Source organism: Ruegeria sp. AP12 (genome assembly GCF_056540025.1).
Genome location: NZ_JBQFVZ010000007.1, coordinates 136,111 through 151,181 on the forward strand (window position 1 = coordinate 136,111; position 15,071 = coordinate 151,181).

The 15,071-nt window shown below is 59.4% G+C and carries 15 protein-coding genes; 3 read left to right on the top strand and 12 right to left on the bottom strand.

What is annotated here, in order from left to right:
* Positions 1-13: 13 nt before the first annotated feature.
* On the bottom strand, positions 14-607 hold the full coding sequence (locus tag ACR0E6_RS17615; protein ID WP_170455673.1) for an NAD(P)H-dependent oxidoreductase: 594 nt from the start codon (positions 605-607) through the stop codon (positions 14-16).
* Between the two features lie 102 nt (positions 608-709).
* Between ACR0E6_RS17615 and ACR0E6_RS17620 the strand changes: the two genes are divergently transcribed.
* Positions 710-1,288: a TetR/AcrR family transcriptional regulator gene (locus ACR0E6_RS17620; RefSeq protein ID WP_480585676.1), complete on the top strand. Its 579-nt coding sequence runs from the start codon at positions 710-712 to the stop codon at positions 1,286-1,288.
* A gap of 21 nt (positions 1,289-1,309) precedes the next feature.
* Here ACR0E6_RS17620 and lpdA read toward each other — a convergent pair whose 3' ends face one another.
* The 10 genes from lpdA to mdh all read right to left on the bottom strand — a co-directional run bounded on the left by lpdA (position 1,310) and on the right by mdh (position 12,812).
* Positions 1,310-2,698, bottom strand: a complete 1,389-nt coding sequence (gene lpdA / locus ACR0E6_RS17625) for a dihydrolipoyl dehydrogenase (protein ID WP_170455669.1) — start codon at positions 2,696-2,698, stop codon at positions 1,310-1,312.
* Between the two features lie 69 nt (positions 2,699-2,767).
* On the bottom strand, positions 2,768-3,178 hold the full coding sequence (locus ACR0E6_RS17630) for an MAPEG family protein (RefSeq protein WP_170455667.1): 411 nt from the start codon (positions 3,176-3,178) through the stop codon (positions 2,768-2,770).
* A gap of 83 nt (positions 3,179-3,261) precedes the next feature.
* Positions 3,262-3,531 (bottom strand): hypothetical protein, encoded by a 270-nt coding sequence (locus ACR0E6_RS17635; RefSeq protein ID WP_170455665.1) that lies wholly within the window; start codon positions 3,529-3,531, stop codon positions 3,262-3,264.
* Positions 3,532-3,533: 2 nt separating this feature from the next.
* The gene (gene odhB, locus ACR0E6_RS17640) at positions 3,534-5,042 is read right to left on the bottom strand and encodes a 2-oxoglutarate dehydrogenase complex dihydrolipoyllysine-residue succinyltransferase (RefSeq protein ID WP_480585681.1); all 1,509 of its coding nucleotides are present in this window, start codon (positions 5,040-5,042) and stop codon (positions 3,534-3,536) included.
* A 3-nt stretch (positions 5,043-5,045) separates the two neighbouring features.
* The gene (locus tag ACR0E6_RS17645; RefSeq protein ID WP_480585683.1) at positions 5,046-8,003 is read right to left on the bottom strand and encodes a 2-oxoglutarate dehydrogenase E1 component; all 2,958 of its coding nucleotides are present in this window, start codon (positions 8,001-8,003) and stop codon (positions 5,046-5,048) included.
* Complete coding sequence (locus tag ACR0E6_RS17650; RefSeq protein ID WP_170455659.1) at positions 8,000-8,539, bottom strand: DUF805 domain-containing protein; 540 nt, start codon at positions 8,537-8,539, stop codon at positions 8,000-8,002. The genes ACR0E6_RS17645 and ACR0E6_RS17650 overlap by 4 nt, the downstream gene beginning before the upstream one ends.
* Complete coding sequence (locus ACR0E6_RS17655; protein ID WP_480585687.1) at positions 8,536-9,366, bottom strand: hypothetical protein; 831 nt, start codon at positions 9,364-9,366, stop codon at positions 8,536-8,538. The genes ACR0E6_RS17650 and ACR0E6_RS17655 overlap by 4 nt, the downstream gene beginning before the upstream one ends.
* A 5-nt stretch (positions 9,367-9,371) precedes the next feature.
* A complete protein-coding gene (gene sucD, locus ACR0E6_RS17660) occupies positions 9,372-10,253 on the bottom strand; it encodes a succinate--CoA ligase subunit alpha (protein WP_170522246.1) in 882 nt (293 codons plus the stop codon).
* Between the two features lie 83 nt (positions 10,254-10,336).
* On the bottom strand, positions 10,337-11,530 hold the full coding sequence (gene sucC, locus ACR0E6_RS17665) for an ADP-forming succinate--CoA ligase subunit beta (protein ID WP_170522250.1): 1,194 nt from the start codon (positions 11,528-11,530) through the stop codon (positions 10,337-10,339).
* Positions 11,531-11,849: 319 nt separating this feature from the next.
* The gene (gene mdh, locus ACR0E6_RS17670) at positions 11,850-12,812 is read right to left on the bottom strand and encodes a malate dehydrogenase (RefSeq protein ID WP_170522252.1); all 963 of its coding nucleotides are present in this window, start codon (positions 12,810-12,812) and stop codon (positions 11,850-11,852) included.
* A gap of 160 nt (positions 12,813-12,972) precedes the next feature.
* Between mdh and ACR0E6_RS17675 the strand changes: the two genes are divergently transcribed.
* Positions 12,973-13,728 (top strand): sulfite exporter TauE/SafE family protein, encoded by a 756-nt coding sequence (locus ACR0E6_RS17675; protein ID WP_480585692.1) that lies wholly within the window; start codon positions 12,973-12,975, stop codon positions 13,726-13,728.
* Here ACR0E6_RS17675 and ACR0E6_RS17680 read toward each other — a convergent pair.
* Positions 13,725-14,030 (bottom strand): hypothetical protein, encoded by a 306-nt coding sequence (locus ACR0E6_RS17680; RefSeq protein ID WP_170522256.1) that lies wholly within the window; start codon positions 14,028-14,030, stop codon positions 13,725-13,727. The genes ACR0E6_RS17675 and ACR0E6_RS17680 overlap by 4 nt on opposite strands.
* 178 nt (positions 14,031-14,208) lie before the next feature.
* Between ACR0E6_RS17680 and ACR0E6_RS17685 the strand changes: the two genes are divergently transcribed.
* Positions 14,209-15,066: an HpcH/HpaI aldolase/citrate lyase family protein gene (locus tag ACR0E6_RS17685; RefSeq protein WP_480585695.1), complete on the top strand. Its 858-nt coding sequence runs from the start codon at positions 14,209-14,211 to the stop codon at positions 15,064-15,066.
* Positions 15,067-15,071: the final 5 nt, after the last annotated feature.

Sequence of the window (15,071 nt, forward strand, 5' to 3'; positions counted from 1 at the left end):
CACGGCGGTTACGTTACACTGCCGCCGCGCCAATCCTGGCGACCTTGGAAATCCAGCGCTCGACATGACCGGGCTTGGGATAACTGGCCCCTGCGAAATAGGTAAACCGTGTTGGCTTGAAGCCGACAAAGCCCAGGATCTGATCGCGTACTTGCCGGATCAGTGCCTGGCGATAGATCAGGCGCATGAACCAGCCCGGCGTGTCCGACGTCAGAATGACGCGCGCGGTGCGACCGGTCAGCATCGGGGCCGGGAAACCCATCTTGGTCGTGTTTCGCGTATCGAAAGTACGCCCCGGGATGAACATGCGGTCAATCAGACCCTTCAGTTTCGCAGGCAGACCGCCCCACCACATTGGCGCTGTCAGGACCAGATGATCGCTCCATTCAAAATCCTGCAGAACCTGTTCCAGCACGGGCTCTAGCGGCTTGAAGTCGTGGTAATTGCCCTGACCGAAATCGTGGTCGAACTGCAGATCGCTCAGGTGGATCAGGCGGACATCATGGCCGTTTTCGCGGGCTGCGTCGCCATAGGTTTGCGCAAAGGTGCGGGACAGGCTGCTTTCGGCAGGGTGTCCATCAAGGATCAGAATTTTCTTCGGCTGCATCGGGGTTCTCCTAAAAATGACCGTGGTCAGTTTATAGAATCAAAAAATGACTACGGTCAATAATAAATTTGACCACGGTCAGAAAACGTGCGAATTAGCCTTATGCAAAAGACAGTTCAAAAACGTACGCTGAAAACCCGCGCCCGACTGATGGCGGCGTCCGAGGCGTTGATTCAGGACAGCGGGTATGAGGCGCTGAGGGTGGAAGATGTCGTTAAGGCCGCCGGTGTGGCCAAGGGGACGTTCTTTGCGCATTTCCACGACAAAGACGCGATGATGGAAATTCTGATCGCTGACAGGTTGAACGCGTGCCTGGATCAGGCCGAGTCCGGCCCGCCGCCCGGAACCGTCGCCGAAATCATCGCCGCGCTGGAGCCCGCCCACAGTTTCATGACGTCCGAACGGTATGTGTTCGATCTGCTGATCAGGTATTCCGGCGCGACGGCGATCGCGGAGGTGGGCCCAATCGCCTATTGCTTTGAGCGGTACTTTCGCGTCGTGATGATGTGGCTTGACGCTGCAGAGATGCGCAAGGACGTGCCGCCCGAGCTTTTGGCAGAAGGTGTGCAGGCCTTTGCGATTCAGGCCATGTCACTAAGATTTTGCGCGCTGCATTCCGCGACGACATTCACCGACAGGCTGGAAACCTATCTGGATGCATGGCTGACCCCGGCGGGTTGACTGCCGCCGGAATCATTGGTCTTAGCTGTGGATCGGTCCGTCGCCGCAGGCCAAGGCAGCCTCGCGCACGGCTTCGGAATAGGTCGGGTGGGCGTGGCAGGTCAGGGCCAGATCTTCGGCTGAGGCTCCGAATTCCATCGCAACGCAGACCTCGTGGATCAGATCGCCAGCGCCGGGGCCGATGATGTGTGCGCCCAGAATACGGTCGGTTTCCTTGTCGGCCAGAATCTTCACGAACCCGTCGGCGGCAAAGTTGGCCTTGGCCCGACCGTTGCCCATGAACATGAACTTGCCGACCTTGTAGGCGCGGCCCTGTTCTTTCAGCGTCTCTTCGGTTTCGCCGACATTGGCAACCTCGGGCCAGGTGTAGATCACGCCAGGAATGACGCCGTAGTTCACGTGACCATGCTTGCCCGCGACCTGTTCGGCGGCGGCCATGCCCTCATCCTCGGCCTTATGCGCCAACATCGGGCCTTCGGTGACGTCGCCGATGGCGTAAATGCCAGGCACGTTGGTCTGCCAGTCGGCCCCGACCTTGATCTGACCACGCGGCGTCATCTCGACGCCCAAAGCGTCCAGCCCCAGGCCGTCCGAATACGGTTTGCGCCCGGTGGCGACCAGTACGGTATCCGCCTCGACCACATGCTCGCTGTCGTCCTTGCGCAGTTTGTACGTGACCTTGGCCTTAGTCTTGGTGGCTTCGGTCTTTTGCACCGCTGCGCCCATGACAAACTTCAAACCCTGTTTCTTGAGGATACGCTGGAAGGTTTTCTGCACCTCGGGGTCCATGCCCGGTGTGATCACGTCGAGGAATTCGATCACCGTGACCTCGGCACCCAGCCGCTGATAGACCGAACCCAGTTCAAGCCCGATCACACCTGCACCAATAACGACCATCTTCTTCGGGATCTTGCCCAGCGACAGCGCACCCGTCGAGGTGACGACAACCTTCTCATCAACTTCAACACCGGGCAGCGAGGCGGGCTCGGACCCCGAGGCGATGATGATGTTCTTCGCCTCGTGCACCTCATCACCAACCTTGACCTGACCTGCAGCGGGGATCGAGCCCCAGCCTTTCAGCCAGTCGATCTTGTTCTTCTTGAACAGGAACTCGATGCCCTTGGTATTGCCTTCGATCACCTCGTCCTTGTAGGTCTGCATCTGCTTCCAATCGACCGAAGGCGATTTACCCTTCAGGCCCATCTTGGCAAAGTTATGCTCGGCCTCGTGCAACTGATGGCTGGCGTGCAGCAGCGCCTTGGATGGGATGCAGCCCACATTCAGACAGGTGCCGCCCAATGTGTCCCGTCCTTCAACGCAGGCGGTTTTCAGGCCCAGCTGGGCACAACGGATGGCACACACATAGCCGCCGGGGCCTGAGCCGATTACGATGACGTCATAACTTGCCATTGAGGGTCTCCTTGAGAATTCGGGCTGTCACAGGGCGTAAACCTCTGAACAGGTTGTACATCAGCGGCGTCACAATAGCACCGCCAAAAGCATGAAGGTGGTAGTCAGGAACCCGGCGAACCAGATCAGGGTGCGCCAGGGCTTCCAACCGTAATAATAGGCGGGCACGTAAAGGACGCGCGCCACCAGATAGGTCCAGGCGCAGGTCGCAGTGAAGTCGTTGCCCGTCCCACTGAGGGTCACGACCACACAAGCGATGGAGAACAGGATCAGCCCTTCGAAGTGATTGTTCAGCGCCCGATACAGACGGGCCGTTTCATCGGACAGCTGATCTTCGAGTGCACCACCCAACCGGCTGCGGTCGCGCGCGGACATGGTCTTGCCCGGACCCAGTTCCAGATTGGCCGGGATCGCCATCAGAGCATATTGGATGATCTGCAACAGTGCGGCCAATGTCAGGGCAGTCAACTCGGGTGTCACAGAGGAACACCTTCATTTTTGCCGCCCACCCTATGATGGGTCGGGCGGCCAGTTGGGATTATGTCTGATCCGGGCAGCACTGTTTAGACAGGGTTCAGAACTTTGACCTGGATATGCGCAACGCCCCCGCGTTCGTGGTGCATCGCCAGCTCTTCTGATTCCAGAAAACTCTGCGCGCGGTCCAGATCGGTGATTTCGAACAGGGCCACAGCGTGATCCTTCTGAGCTGGGTCCTGCCAGATATGGAGGTCGCGGATTCCCGCAGCCTCACGCATTTTCTGGTCTTCGCGGAACACGGTCAGCCAGGCATCGAAATCCGCCACATCGGCTTGCCAAAGGACATGAGTCGCCATGATTACAGATCCATCAACAGGCGGCGCGGATCTTCCAGCGCCTCTTTCACGCGGACAAGGAACGTCACCGCGCCTTTGCCGTCCACGATGCGGTGATCATAGGACAGGGCCAGATACATCATCGGACGAATCTTGATTTCGCCATTGATAACCATCGGACGGTCCTGGATCTTGTGCATCCCCAGAATACCCGACTGCGGCGGGTTCAGGATCGGTGAGGACATCAGCGAGCCGTAGACGCCACCGTTTGAGATGGTGAAGGTGCCGCCCTGCATCTCTTCCATGCTCAGCTTGCCGTCACGGGCGCGTCGGCCTTTTTCGGCAATCGCCTTCTCGATCGCGGCAAAGGACATGCTGTCGGCATCGCGGATCACCGGAACCACCAGACCCTGCGGCGTACCGGCGGCAACGCCCATATGCACGAAGTTCTTGTAGACGATATCGGTGCCGTCGATTTCCGCGTTCACCTCGGGCACTTCTTTCAGCGCATGACAGCAGGCCTTGGTGAAGAAGGACATAAAGCCCAGACGCACGCCGTGCTTCTTCTCGAACTGATCCTTGTACTGGTTGCGCAGGGCCATCACCTCGGTCATGTCCACCTCGTTATAGGTGGTCAGGATCGCTGCGGTATTCTGCGCATCCTTCAGGCGCTTGGCGATGGTTTGGCGCAGACGGGTCATGCGTACCCGTTCTTCGCGCCCGGCATCTGCGGCAGCCACAGGCGCGCGCGGGGTTGGTGCCGGGGCAGGGGCCGCCGCGGCCGGTGCGGGGGCCGACGGGGCTGCAGCGGCACGGGCCACATCTTCTTTCATGATCCGGCCATCGCGACCGGTTCCAGTGACCTGATCGGCCGACAGGCCAGCCTCGGCCATGGCTTTTTCGGCTGACGGCGCATTGGCGATATCCTTGCCTGTGCTGGCCGCTGCCGGGGCCGCCGCCGCGGCTGCTGCCGGAGCCGGAGCAGCCCCAGCCGCCGCGCCCGAGATCACCGCCAGCTTGGCCGAGGCATCCACGGTCGCGCCTTCGGGGGCCACGATCTCAGCCAGCACACCCGCAGCGGGGGCCGGAACCTCGACCGAGACCTTGTCGGTTTCCAATTCGCACAGCATCTCATCCTGCGCGACGCTGTCGCCGACCTGTTTGAACCATGTCGAAACGGTCGCTTCTGTCACGGATTCGCCCAGCGTTGGCACCATGACGTCCACGCTGCCGCCCGACGCAGCCGGGGCGGCTGCCGGGGCCGGAGCGGCGGCAGGCGCAGGGGCTGCGCCTTCGCCCGCGGTGATTGTGGCCAGCAGCGCATCAACGCCAACGGTTTCACCTTCGGCGGCGACGATTTCGCCCATCACACCGGCAGAGGGCGAGGGCACTTCGACCGTAACCTTGTCGGTCTCAAGCTCGCACAGCATTTCATCTACAGCGACCGCATCGCCGGGTTTTTTGAACCAGGTCGCAACCGTCGCTTCGGTTACCGATTCGCCAAGCGTGGGAACACGAACTTCAATCGTCATCGTTTACTTTCCTTCAATGCTCAGCGCTTCGTTCACCAGCGCTTCTTGTTGGGCTTTGTGTTGGCTGGCCAGACCCGTCGCGGGTGAGGCGGATGTGGCGCGACCGACATAGCGCGGCCGGGTATGCTTGGCCTTGATGCGGGTCAGTACCCATTCGATATTGGGCTCGATAAAGGTCCAGGCGCCCTGGTTCTTGGGCTCTTCCTGGCACCAGATCATTTCCGCACCCTTAAAGCGCTCAAGCTCATTGATCAGCGAGTGCGCCGGGAACGGATAGAACTGTTCGATCCGCATCAGGTAGACATCGTCGATCCCACGCGCGTCGCGTTCCTCCAGCAGGTCGTAGTAAACCTTGCCAGAGCACATCACGACCCGCTTGATCTTGTCGTCCTTGACCAGCTTGGTGTCCGAGTTTCCGTGCTGCGCATCGTCCCACAGAACCCGGTGGAAGCTGGAGCCTGTGGTGAACTCTTCTGCCTTGCTGACAGCCAGCTTGTGGCGCAGCAGCGATTTCGGCGTCACCAGGATCAGCGGCTTGCGGAAGGTCCGGTGCAGCTGACGGCGCAGGATGTGGAAATAGTTTGCAGGCGTAGTGCAGTTCGCCACGATCCAGTTGTCCTGTCCGCACATTTGCAGGAACCGTTCCAGACGGGCAGACGAGTGTTCCGGCCCTTGCCCTTCGAACCCGTGCGGCAGCAGGCAGACCAGACCGGACATCCGCAGCCACTTGCTTTCGCCCGAGCTGATGAACTGGTCGAACATGATCTGCGCCCCGTTGGCGAAATCGCCGAACTGCGCTTCCCACAGGGTCAGGGCGTTGGGTTCGGCCAGCGAATAGCCGTATTCGAAACCCAGAACCGCATATTCGGACAGCATCGAGTCGATCACTTCGTACTGCGCCTGCCCCGAGCGAATATTGTTCAGCGGGTAATAGCGTTCTTCACTTTCCTGATGGACAAAGCCGGAATGGCGCTGGCTAAACGTCCCGCGCGTTGCGTCCTGCCCGGACAGGCGCACCGGGTAGCCTTCGGTCAGCAATGAGCCAAAGGCCAGTGCTTCGCCCGTGGCCCAGTCAAACCCTGTGCCTGTTTCGAACATCTGCTTTTTGTGATCCAGCAGGCGGCCCACGGTCTTGTGCAGGGCCACATTGTCGGGCGCATGGGTCAGTGCCTTGCCAACCTCAGCCAGCGTGTCCGGAGAAATGGCGGTCTCGCCCCGCACATATTCTTCCTTGCTTTTGTCCATGTGCGACCAGCGCCCGTCCAACCAGTCGGCCTTGTTGGGTTTATAGTCTTTTCCAGCCTCGAACTCATCATTCAGATGGGCCTGGAAGGCGGCCTTCATGTCCTCGATCTCGCCCTCGGGGATCAGACCGTCCTTGACCAAACGCTCGGTGTACAGAGACAACGTGGTCTTATGCGTCTTGATCTTCTTGTACATGATCGGGTTGGTGAACATGGGCTCATCGCCCTCGTTATGACCAAACCGGCGATAGCAGAAGATGTCGATGACCACGTCCTTGTGGAACTTCTGACGGAACTCGGTCGCCACCTTCGCCGCATGCACCACGGCCTCGGGGTCGTCACCGTTCACGTGGAAGATCGGCGCCTCAACCATCAGCGCAATATCCGTGGGATAGGGGCTGGAGCGTGAGAAATGCGGCGCGGTGGTGAAACCGATCTGGTTGTTCACCACGATATGCATTGTGCCGCCGGTCTTGTGACCGCGCAGGCCGGACAGGCCGAACCCTTCAGCCACCACACCCTGACCGGCAAAGGCCGCATCGCCGTGCAGCAGGATGCCCATGACCTTGGTGCGGTCTTCGTCTTTCAATTGATCTTGCTTGGCGCGGACCTTGCCCAGAACAACCGGGTTTACCGCCTCAAGGTGGCTGGGGTTGGCGGTCAGCGACAGGTGCACGCTGTTGCCATCAAACTCGCGGTCACTGGAGGCGCCAAGGTGATATTTCACGTCGCCCGAGCCATCCACATCCTCGGGCTTGAAGCTGCCGCCCTGGAATTCGTTGAAAATCGCGCGGTAAGGCTTGCCCATCACGTTGGCGAGGATGTTCAGACGCCCGCGATGCGGCATGCCGATCACGATGTCCTGAACGCCCAGAGCACCGCCGCGCTTGATGATCTGCTCCATCGCCGGGATCAGACTTTCGCCGCCGTCCAGACCGAACCGCTTGGTGCCCATGTATTTGACATGTAAGAATTTTTCGAAGCCTTCGGCCTCGACCATCTTGTTCAGGATCGCCTTGCGGCCTTCCTTGGTAAAGGCGATTTCCTTGCCGTAGCCTTCGATCCGTTCTTTCAGCCAGGCGGCCTGTTCGGGGTCCGAGATATGCATGTATTGCAGCGCGAAGGTGCCGCAATAGGTGCGTTTCACGATCTCGACGATCTGGCGCATGCTGGCCATCTGCAGGCCCAGCACGTTGTCGATGAAAATCTGACGGTCCATATCGGCTTCGGTAAAGCCGTAGGTCTTTGGGTCCAGTTCCGGGTGCGTGCTGGCCGCGCGCATGCCCAGCGGATCCAGATCGGCAGCCAGATGGCCCCGGATCCGATAGGCCCGGATCAGCATCAGGGCACGTAGGCTGTCCAGCACGGCGCGTTTGACCTGATCTTCACTGACCTTGACGCCCGTGTCAGCGGCCTTGTCCTTGATCTTTTTGCCTGCCGCCTTGGCGTCGATCTCGGCCCACTCGCCGGTCAGCGCGCCGGTCAGATCATCGGCCGGCATCGGCGGCCAGTCGGTCCGCGCCCAGGACGGCCCTTCTGCCTCTTTCTGAACGTCGGGCGTGGCGTCGCCCATCTGCCGGAAGAAATCGACCCAGGCCGCGTCTATCGCGTTCGGGTCCTTCGTATACTGGGCGTAAAGCTGCTCCAGATACTCGGCATTGTGCCCTTGCATAAAGCTCGAGGCATGAAAGGCAGAGTTGGGCGTATGTTCGGTCATTGGGCTACCTCATATGGGTTGGGACCGTATTGGTTGGCGCCGGGTTGGCTGGGGCGGGTCAGCCACCACAGAACCAGCAGGGGCGACACAAACAGAACGATGAGTGTCGGAATGACGATCAGCAAAGTGGCACGTGTGAACAGAATGTCCAGAGTGCCACCGTGGAACTGGCTGGCAAGGCCAATGCCAAAAATCAGAACCGCAAAGGCCCCGAGGATCAGCAGGATTGGTAGCAGAGCATAGAGCCCGCTGCGCCCGCTATCATGCATCCGCCGCCACGCGACGGCCAGATGCGGGAAGAAGACGATCAGGCTGACGATGCTTTGAACCGGTTGGCGGGATGTCGCGGTGACCTGTTTGACCTCATCGCTTTCGCTGACCGAGACCTGAGTGAAGAACTGCGCATCGATGATCCCTGCGATTAAGCTCCAGATCACGATAAACAGGAAAAAGAACCAGTATTCGGGGCGGGAGGCCCGACCCGAGAAGGTGAAGAACTTGGAGAAACAGGTGCGGATGGCGTCAGAGAAGGTCACTGTTTGGCCTCCTTATTTCGCCGATAAATTTCTAATCCAAATGCAGAATTGGGTTTTCTAGAATACTGCTCTTCGAATTCGGATTGCTCGAACCAGAAAAAATCCACTCTCGCTGGCCCCATGCCAACTTGGGGTTCCAGAATCGGGCGATCAACAAAAACGCCTAGTTTCACGAGAAAACTAGCAGCACCAGAAAGCGGTTTGTGTAGTTCGTCTCCAATAGTTGTCGCGCTCACAGTTCGAGCCGGACCAAGAGATACTTTGTGCCCGTCACCCGGGTATTGATGAACTGCATCAGAAACCAATGTTGCATCTTGCAAAGAAGAACTAAAGAAGCGGCATCCAAGGTCTTCGCCAAGTTTTCTATTTCCGCCCTTGTCATGGATCATCAAAAACGCGCGGGTGTCTCCATCCCACCAGAACGCATCAAAGACACCGCGCTGTGAGACATCAGATATGGTGTCCAGATGCTCAATCATGTCGGGAATGATGCCAGTTTCTGTATCCAGACCGAAAAAGTTGTATCTCTCATCAATAAGGGCACGGAAGAGTCCGCCATCTGCCAAAAGCGAAGCAAGTGCTTCGGGATAGGGCGCACGGAACGTTTTCCATCCGCGTTGGGTGAATTCCTCAGCAACCGAAGCACGATCTGCCAATGACCATGTACATAGATCGATTACGTCCTGTGTTGGCTTTGTAAATTTCGGTGATGCGCTGGCAGTCCCCGAGATTGCGGAAAACTGGACACTTAGAAACAAAACCAAAACATGCAGGAGGCGAGGGGATTTTGCCCCCCGCCTCACAAAGCATATTTTCTGGCGCGCCATCGCGCTTACCCAATCGCTTCCAGCACGGCCTCACCCAGCTGCGCCGGGCTTTCGGCCACGACGATACCGGCCGAGCGCATGGCTTCGATCTTGTCCTCGGCACCGCCTTTGCCACCGGCGACGATCGCGCCCGCATGGCCCATGCGGCGGCCCGGAGGGGCTGTGCGGCCTGCGATGAAACCAGCGGTCGGCTTTTTGCGGCCCTTCTTGGCCTCATCCGCCAGGAACTGCGCGGCTTCTTCCTCGGCCGAGCCACCGATCTCACCGATCATGATGATCGACTCGGTCTCGTCATCGGCCAGGAACCATTCCAGCACGTCGATATGCTCGGTGCCCTTGATCGGGTCGCCGCCGATGCCAACGCAGGTGGACTGGCCCAGACCCACATCGGTGGTCTGCTTGACCGCCTCATAGGTCAGGGTGCCCGAGCGGGACACAACGCCGACCGAGCCGCGCTTGTGGATGTGGCCGGGCATGATGCCGATCTTGCAGGCGTCGGGCGTAATCACACCGGGGCAGTTCGGGCCGATCAGCCGCGAGTTCGAGCCTTCCAGCGCGCGCTTCACCTTCATCATGTCCAGAACCGGGATGCCTTCGGTGATGCACACGATCACTTCCATCTCGGCATCAATCGCTTCGAGGATCGAGTCAGCCGCGAAGGGCGGCGGCACATAGATCACGCTGGCATTGGCCTCGGTCACATGCTTGGCTTCGTGGACCGAATTGAACACGGGCAGGCCCAGATGCTCCATCCCGCCTTTGCCGGGGGTCACGCCGCCGACCATCTTGGTGCCATAAGCGATGGCCTGTTCAGAGTGGAATGTGCCCTGCGAGCCGGTAAAGCCCTGACAGATCACTTTGGTATTTTCGTCGATGAGGACTGCCATCTGGCATTCTCCTTTTCGGGGCGGGGTTCAGCCCGCCGAAATCTTGGGAAAGGTGAGCTGAAGCACACCCTACGGGATGACACTCAGCCCTTAACCGCCTTCACGATCTTCTCGGCCCCGTCTTTCAGGTTGTCCGCCGCGATCACGTCCAGGCCAGAGGTGTTGATGATCTCTTTGCCTTTCTCGACATTGGTGCCTTCCAAGCGCACGACCAGCGGAACCTGCAGGCCGACCTCTTTCACGGCGGCGACAACGCCCTCGGCAATCACATCACAGCGCATGATGCCGCCGAAGATGTTGACCAGAATGCCTTTGACGTTCGGGTCCGAGGTGATGATCTTGAACGCCTCGGTCACTTTCTCTTTGGTGGCACCGCCGCCTACGTCGAGGAAGTTGGCAGGCTCGGCCCCATACAGCTTGATGATGTCCATGGTGGCCATCGCCAGACCGGCACCGTTGACCATGCACCCGATCTCACCATCCAGCGCGATGTAGTTCAGATCGTACTTGGAGGCTTCCAGTTCCTTGGGGTCTTCCTCGGTCGTGTCGCGCAGTTCGGCGATGTCGGGGTGGCGGTAGACCGCGTTGCCGTCAAAGCTGACCTTGGCGTCCAGCACCTTGAGGTCGCCGCCGTCGGTGATGATCAGCGGGTTGATCTCCAGCATCTCCATGTCCTTCTCGACGAAGGCCTGGTACAGCTGACCCATCAGCTTGACGCATTGCTTGACCTGTGCGCCTTGCAGACCCAGTGAGAACGCGATGCGGCGGCCGTGATAGGGCTGATAACCGGTCGCGGGATCGACCGAGAACGACAGGATTTTCTCGGGCGTTTCAGCGGCCACTTCTTCGATGTCCATGCCGCCTTCGGTCGAGCAGACAAACGAGATGCGGCTGGTCTGGCGGTCCACCAGCAGGGCCAGGTACATTTCGGTTTCGATACCGGAACCGGCTTCGATGTAGATGCGGTTGACCTGTTTGCCCGCCGGGCCGGTCTGATGCGTGACCAGCGTGCGGCCCAGCATCTTCTTGGCTTCTTCGGCGGCTTCCTCGACCGATTTGGTCAGGCGCACACCGCCTTTTTCACCGGCGTCTGCCTCTTTGAATGAGCCCTTGCCGCGACCGCCTGCGTGGATCTGCGATTTGACCACCCAAAGCGGGCCGTCCAGTTCACCGGCTGCGGTTTTGGCTTCTTCGGCGCGCAGAACCGCGCGACCTTCAGAGACCGGAGCGCCATAGCTGCGAAGAAGCGCTTTGGCCTGATATTCGTGGATATTCATCGAAACTGTCCCGTTTGACTACGATTGAACCGTTATAGGCGTGTCTAGAGGGCAAGTTTAAAGGGTTTTTTGACGTGTCACGAGTTTTTGTGGAAGATTTTCAGTATTTGTGATCACAGGTTTTTGGGGTGTGATCACAAAATCCGGACAGGCTGGCGTTTGATTCGATCTTGCCGGTAGATCGATAAAATCACATTCAAAAAGCAGAGTTTGCGACGTTTGCGATAACAGGAGCGACCGGAAATCAGCTGGATCGAAAGCCACGAAAAAACCGGCCTCGCAAGAAGGCCGGTTTGGAATGCGTGTGCAGAGGCGCGGTTTACGCCAGCGAGCTGTCGATGCCCTTGCACGCCTCGATCAGGCCTTTCACGGCGTTGACCGAGTTGTCGAAACCGGCCTGTTCGTCCGCGTTCAGCTTGATGTCCACGATGCGCTCGACACCGCCTGCGCCGATCACGGTTGGGACGCCGACATACAGGCCATCGACGCCCAGTTCACCGCTGCAATAGGCGGCACAGGGCAGAACGCGCTTTTGGTCTTTCAGATAGGCTTCGGCCATTTCGATCGCCGAAGTCGCAGGCGCGTAATAGGCCGAGCCGGTTTTCAGCAGGCCAACAATCTCGGCACCGCCGTCGCGGGTACGCTGAACGATGGCGTCCAGTTTCTCTTGCGTGGTCCAGCCCATCTCGACCAGATCGGGCAGCGGGATACCGGCAACGGTCGAATAGCGGACCGAGGGAACCATGGTGTCGCCGTGGCCGCCCAGAACAAAGGCGGTGACGTCGCGCATCGAGACGTTGAACTCTTCCGACAGGAAGTGTGCGAAACGCGCCGAGTCCAGCACGCCTGCCATGCCGCAGACCTTGTTGTGGGGCAGGCCCGAGAATTCGCGCAGGGCCCAGACCATCGCGTCCAGCGGGTTGGTGATGCAGATCACGAAGGCGTCGGGCGCGTGGGCAGCGATGCCTTCGCCAACGGACTTCATGACTTTCAGGTTGATGCCCAACAGGTCATCGCGGCTCATCCCCGGTTTGCGGGCGACGCCTGCGGTGACGATGCACACATCCGCGCCAGCGATGTCGGCGTAGTCGCTGGTGCCTTTCATCGAAGCGTCAAAGCCTTCCGAAGGGCCGGATTCTGCGATGTCGAGTGCCTTGCCCTGCGGCAGTCCGTCTGCGATGTCAAACAGGACAACGTCACCCAGTTCTTTGACAGCTGCCAGATGTGCAAGCGTGCCGCCGATGTTCCCCGCGCCGATCAGCGCAATCTTGGGTCTGGCCATTTGGAATTCTCCGGTCGGTTTTGAAATCGCGGTTGTGCTAGTCGCTAAATGGCAATTGCGCAAGGGTCCTGCGGCGCGGCATGCCACCGCATACCGTTTGCCTTGCCCGTGTTGATTGCGCTAAACGGCTTGTGAGACAAGCCAATTCGCAGGCCGCCGCATGTTCGAACTGAACCTGATGTTTTTTGCCGTGGCGATCCCTGCGGTGATCTTTGCCGGTATTTCAAAAGGCGGGTTCGGTTCGGGCGTGGCTTTTGCGTCCTCGTCGATTCTGGCGCTGATCCTGAGCCCGGCGCAGGCCGTGGCGCTGATGTTGCCGATCCTGATGATCATCGATGTGGCAACGCTTGGCCCCTATTGGAAACGTTGGAGCTGGCCGGATTGCCGCCTGTTGATACAGGGCGGCATACCCGGTGTGCTGCTGGGAATGGGCCTTTTCCACCTGACGAATGACGACGTGCTGCGGTTGCTGATCGGCGGCATCTCGGTTGCGTTTGTGGTTTGGCATATCGCACAGGTCCGAGGTTGGATTCGCGGCTTTGCAGACCGCTTACCGCCATCCGCCGGGGTGTTTGCCGGTGTGGTGGCAGGCTTCACCAGCTTCGTCAGCCATGCCGGGGGACCGCCTGCCGCGGTTTATCTGCTGTCGCAGCGCCTGACGAAGACCGAATTTCAGGCGTCGACCGTGCTGGTCTTTTGGGTCATCAATATCGTGAAGTTCGTGCCCTATGCCTATCTGGGGCTTTTCACCCTGCAAACGGCCTGGGCCAATCTTCTGCTGGCTCCGTTTGCCGTCTTAGGGGCCTGGCTCGGCGTTCAGGCGCATTTTATGCTGTCCGAACGCGTGTTCTTTGGCATCACCTATGTTTTGCTGACCCTGACCGGATCAAAACTGATCTGGGACGCTTTGACTTAGGCATTGGGCGGCAGGGCTTCGGCAAGCGCCTCGTAAGACTGGCCCGAGGCCACAAGGCAGGTCATGCCGTCCGGCAGGGTGACGGTGATCGTCCAGCTTCCCGTCTCGTCCGAGGCAAACACCTCCATCACCGCGCCTTGACGGGCAATGCCGATCCCCTTGCGGGTTTCGCCATAGGTTCCGGCCAGACGCTCGATCACGTCCGCGCGCGGGGCGCAGTTGCGGTTCTGCGCCTGCACCTGTTGGGCCGCCAACACCATGATCCCAAGCCCGATGGTCATATTCGCAACTGTCTTTTTCATCTCCGACCCCTTTTGTCTGGTGTGCAAGTCAGCTTGCGGGGGGGACCGGAAATCCGGTTAAACCAAAGTGCGTTGCGTCACGCGGCGGGTCGAATGCTGCATTGCGGCGATTTTGACCTTGAAGTTTCCCGAAAAAAATGGCCCATTCCGCGCAACTTTATTTCTTAGGGAGGCATCGATGGATCCGCGTCAACGCCCGTATCGTTCGGTTCTGTATATTCCCGGCTCGCGTGATCGGGCCCTGGACAAGGCACGCACTCTGCCTGTTGATGCGATCATCTTCGATCTGGAAGATGCAGTTGCAGCGGACGAGAAAGAGAATGCACGCGAGACGCTCAAGGCAGCCCTGGCCGCTGGCGGGTATGGTTCGCGGGTCAAGATCGTTCGAATCAACGGGCTGGACACCGAATGGGGCCGCGCCGATGCCGAGGCCGTGCGGGACATGGATGCCGATGTGGTTCTGCTGCCCAAGGTGAGCTCGGCCGCTGATGTCGACGCTTTGGCCGCAATCACCGGGGATCTGCCGATCTGGGCGATGATGGAAACCCCGCGCGGGATGCTGAACGCCGCCGAGATTGCAGCCCATCCCCTGATGGCGGGTTTTGTCATGGGCACCAACGATCTGGCGAAAGAGCTTCAGACACGCTTCCGCCCGGATCGCCTGCCGCTGATGACGTCTTTGGGCCTGTGCCTGCTGGCCGCCAAGGCCGAAGGTCTGATCATTGTGGACGGCGTATATAATGCGTTCAAAGACACCGAAGGCTTGGCCGAAGAATGCGCACAGGGCCGGGATATGGGCTTTGACGGCAAAACTCTGATCCACCCGGCGCAGGTCGAGGTCACGAATGAGGCTTTCGCCCCATCGGATGCCGAGATCGATCTGGCCCGCCGTCAGATCGCCGCCTTTGAAGAGACCGAGGCGCAAGGGCAGGGCGTTGCTATCGTGGACGGCAAGATTGTCGAAAACCTGCATGTTGTAACCGCACGTGAAATTCTGGCAAAAGCGGAGGCGATTACAGCTTTGCAAGCGGGGTAAGCCAG